The 4,377-nt window shown below is 45.2% G+C and carries 4 protein-coding genes; all 4 read right to left on the bottom strand.

All coding sequences use genetic code 11. The annotated features are described in order from the left end of the window. Positions 1-702 (bottom strand): carbohydrate ABC transporter permease (locus AC1DSE_RS30975; RefSeq protein ID WP_477528753.1); only part of this gene is annotated, 702 nt, incomplete at its 3' end. A gap of 188 nt (positions 703-890) precedes the next feature. Further along, positions 891-2,186, bottom strand: a complete 1,296-nt coding sequence (locus AC1DSE_RS30980) for an ABC transporter substrate-binding protein (protein WP_441881724.1) — start codon at positions 2,184-2,186, stop codon at positions 891-893. 101 nt (positions 2,187-2,287) lie between these two features. Further along, entirely contained in the window at positions 2,288-3,349 is a 1,062-nt protein-coding gene (locus AC1DSE_RS30985) for a response regulator transcription factor (protein ID WP_477511712.1), read from the bottom strand. Continuing rightward, positions 3,342-4,377 (bottom strand): sensor histidine kinase (locus tag AC1DSE_RS30990; protein WP_477528754.1); only part of this gene is annotated, 1,036 nt, incomplete at its 5' end. The genes AC1DSE_RS30990 and AC1DSE_RS30985, both read right to left, overlap by 8 nt.

The raw sequence follows: 4,377 nt of genomic DNA on the forward strand, positions 1-4,377 counted from the left end.
GCCATATACAACCTCGAACACTTTAAACGCGCCGTTTAGCGTAAGGAAGAAACAGATTGTAATCGCATGTGAAATCATCGGCAGCGTCACATTGCGAAACGTTTGGAAAGCGGTAGCTCCATCGATAACAGCTGCTTCCTTCAAGCTTTGAGGCACACCTTGCAGTCCAGCCAAATAAATGATCATCATATAGCCGACGCCGTTCCAGAGGGAAACCGTCAGAATCGAGAAGAAGCTTACTTTTGGATCACCGATCCAAGCTTGATCTAGAAACGTAAGCGCTGTCTTTTCTGCCAGCTGAGGAAGCACCTGCGCGAATACAAATGTCCACATAAATGCGCTGATAATCGTGCTTATCATGTTGGGCATGAAGAAAATGGTACGGAAGAAACCTTTGCTTTTGCGGCGTGATTCAATAAATACAGCCAGCAGCAGCGCAAATACATTTTGCAGCACAACCAAGAACAGCACATACTTCAAGGTGAACAATAACGAACCGACAAAATCGGGATCGTCTCTAAGAGCTTCAATAAAGTTGCCCATTCCAATAAAGTCATAGTCACGATTCAAGCCATTCCAATCCGTGAAGCTGTAAAACATTCCGCCGAGCGTTGGAATCAGCAGGAAGATCGCGTACAAAATAAAAGCGGGCGCGACAAACGTAAATAACGAGATGTATTTTTTGTAGCTCTTGATCGGCACAGTATCCGCCCCTCTCCTATGTGTCTTTACTGAGCAAAGATGTCTTCGGCATCCTTTAGACGCTGAGTAGCTTTGACGGTGAAATATAAGATAAGTATGAGAAAAAGATGTACTTTCTTATTTTTTTAAAATCGGGATGAAGCGAAGCAGAATCTCCTTGTCTCCCCTTCATCCCGAGCATGTGTGGTTTATTTATTTACCTTGTTGTACGATTTCCAAGCTTTATCGAGTGCTTTGAGTACATCATCCTGCGATAATTGACCGGCATAATACGCTTGCAGCCCTTTGCCCACTTCATCCTTCACGGATTGAGGAATAGCCGGGTCTTGATAAGATTTGCCTTCTTTCACATAAGCTGTTGCATCATTTACCCATGGATAGCTCTCATACGTATGCACGGTGGAGATTGGGTTGAATTTAAGCGCTTGGAAGAAAGCATTTGAAGCAGTATCATCCAGAATGTAGTTAATGAAATCCAGCGCGACTTCCTTGTTTTTTGTGCTCTTAGAAACAGCTAGAGAAGTCGAAGCGCTTAGGTTAATAAGAGTCGCATCTGGATTGTCATTGATTGGCAGCGGTGCTACACCAAAATCAAGATCCGGATTGGATTTAAGAATCGTTTCTGCATACCACGGCCCTTGCAGCCACATTGCGCCTTTGCCTGCCGCAAACGCTGCTGCGCCATCATCGCCGCCCACTTCTGTCGCTTTTTCCGTTCCGTTCGCATTGATAAGATCAAAGATGTCGAACATTGCTTTTAGCTCTGTGAAGGAGCCTTCATCCTTATTCATCCGTTCGATGAAGTCAGCGTCCTCCGTATTGATAAGTGCGCCTGCAGCAAGCGGCAGCACGAGCTGTGGAATCCAAGCTTCCTTATATGAAAGCACAAAAGGCGTTACCTTATTCGCTTTCAGCTTCTCGACAACCGCTTTCATTTCTGTCAACGTTTTTGGAGGCGTAATGCCGAGATCCGTAAAGATCTTTTTGTTGTACAAGTAGCCCCATGACAATGTTTCCAGCGGAACGGCTACGACCTTACCATCTGTCGTTGTAACCGAAGGTTTAACGCTCTCCAGCAGCTTGCCGACAAAAGGCTGATCGGATAAATCCTCTAAGTAACCTGCTTTGTAGTAAGAAGGAATTTCGTTAATGGCATGAAGCGCGAAAATATCAGGTGCATCATTGGAGGCGAGGCGCGTCTTCAAAATTTGCGCCGCATTATCGGCTGTCGGCATTTCGAGCTGTACCGACACGTCGATGTTTTTCTCTGCTTTTTCCTTGGCTACGAAGTCAGCAATATATTTATCGTAATGCTCTTTAAAACGAGGCTGAGCAATGAACATTTTCAACTTTACGCTCTTAGCTTCACCGCCTCCGCTTGTTCCCCCATCTGTGCTGCCAGCATTATTTGTATTGCTGCCGCAGCCAGCTAACAGTGTTGTCGCGAGCATCGTAACGAGTAAGCCTTTAACTATTTTTTTCATCTCATTTGACCTCCCAGAAGCTTGTTTTGTTTACGCTTTCATTGTATCTAAAAAATGAAAGCGTTTAATTGGACAGAATTAGACTCTTTCATTGGACATTTTTAAACCTCGCTGCTCTTCCTCATCTCACCTGGCGCGATGCCAAAATGCTTCTTGAACACACGATAAAAATAGGTGATATCCTCGTAGCCCGCCATTTCCGCAATCGCTTTAATGGGAATGCTCTCATCCATCAGCCACTCTTTCGCCTTCACCATGCGCAGGTGCAGCATATAATCCGTGACATTGCGTCCATATTCCTGCTTGAACACTTTGCTCAAATATTCCTTGCTCACAAAAAAAGCTCTAGCGAGCTGCTCCAGCGTAACCGGCTCCGTATAATGTTTCTCCATATACAGCCTGACTTCATCCAGATTCAATTTGTTTTTGAACTTCCGCTGCTGAATAAGCTGCTCCAGTGTAGTCACATAATGATGGGTAAGAAAAGCAGCTGTATTCTCGCCTGACTGGGTGATCTCATGCCCATACGGCGCATGCAGCGAGTCGCTGTCTTGTGAATTAGCATTCATTAATTCCTTAAGCAGCAGTAGCAGCTCTTGTACGACCTGCTCCAGCATGACCGCTTTCGTAATACCGCTCTGTTCAAGCTCCTTCATCATTTGATCTAGTGTTGTCTTAACGCCATCTGAATTCAGCTCATTGAAACGTAGCTTTAAAAGCTTCTTATACGATGCCAATGTATATGAAATATCAAGATCAAGTGATAATGTTCCACGCTCCATTTGAGCAGCTTCAAGCCCGCTTTTGCAATTTTGCAGCGCCGTATTAAGCTCTTTCGGATCAACTGGCTTAAGCAGATAATCCATCGCCTTGAAGCGAAGCGCATGTTTGGCATATTGAAAATCATCATACCCACTGACGACAATTGTCTTGATTGCTGGAAATTGATCATTAAGCTGCTGCAGCAGCGCAGCGCCATCTGTTCCGGGCATCCGCATGTCAGTAATGACAATATGAGGCTGCAAAACCTCCATCATTCGAAGCGCTTCCGTACCGTCCTCTGCTTCTCCTACAATTTCCATGCCGAGGCTTTCCCATTCTCCGAACGCTTTTATGATGTCTCTTGCCCAGCTCTCATCATCCACAATGAATACTTTAAGCATGCTGATCTCCCCCTGCTATTGGAATAGAGACGGTGACCGTCGTTCCCGCTCCTAACTCGCTTTCAATCGTAATCCCATAGTCTGGGCCAAAATGCATTTGTATGCGGGACGCTACATTTTGAATGCCGATACGATTGCCGTGCGTCCAAACCTGTCCGCTATGTTGGTGAAGCCGCTTTTGCAGGTCGGCAAGCTTATCCTCGCGTATGCCGACGCCATTGTCACGGATTCGAATTCGAACTTTATCATGCTCACGCACAACGCTCACGCTAAGCTCCCAATGACCTGATTTATTTTCTAGTCCATGGAAAAAAGCATTTTCAACAATCGGCTGAAGCGTCAGCTTCGGAATGGGAGAAAGCATCATAGACTCGTCCATTTCCGTGTGATAGGTAAGCTTGGAGTAAAAACGCTGCTTCTGGATAAGCATATAATTGTTTAGATGATCGATTTCTGCTTTTAAATAGGCGAGATCGTTCGGATCGCGAATGACATATCGAAACATATCGCTAAGCGATCGAATGATTTCGTAGCTTTCCGCAGGTTTTTTCGTAAAGAGCATACTGCCGATCATTTGAAGTGTATTTTGCAAAAAATGCGGATTGATTTGCGCTTGGAGCGCTTTAAGCTCCGCGGTTTTTTTCTCCAGATTGATGCTGTATTCCGTTTTAATATGCTCTCTAATGCGGTATGACATGTTGTAAAGCTTCGTTTCAAGCAAGCCGATCTCATCTACGCGGTTGCTTTGAGGCAGCTCCGTTTCCTTGATGATGCCAAGGCCCTGCATCGATCTTGCGAGCGTAACAATTGGCGTAGCCGTCCGCCAAGCTAACAAAATAGCAATCAAAATCGACAGTACGATAGAAATTGCGCCTACGATAAGACCAAATCGCATCGTCGATTGCGCGCTCTTATTAATAAAGCTGGTCGGGATAATCGTAATCAGCTTCAAGCCGACGGGATCAATCGTGTTATAGAAGACGTACTCCTTCGACATGCGGAAATAACCTTGATCCGCTGTTGTATCC

This window comes from Paenibacillus sp. 01L418, from assembly GCF_056400045.1.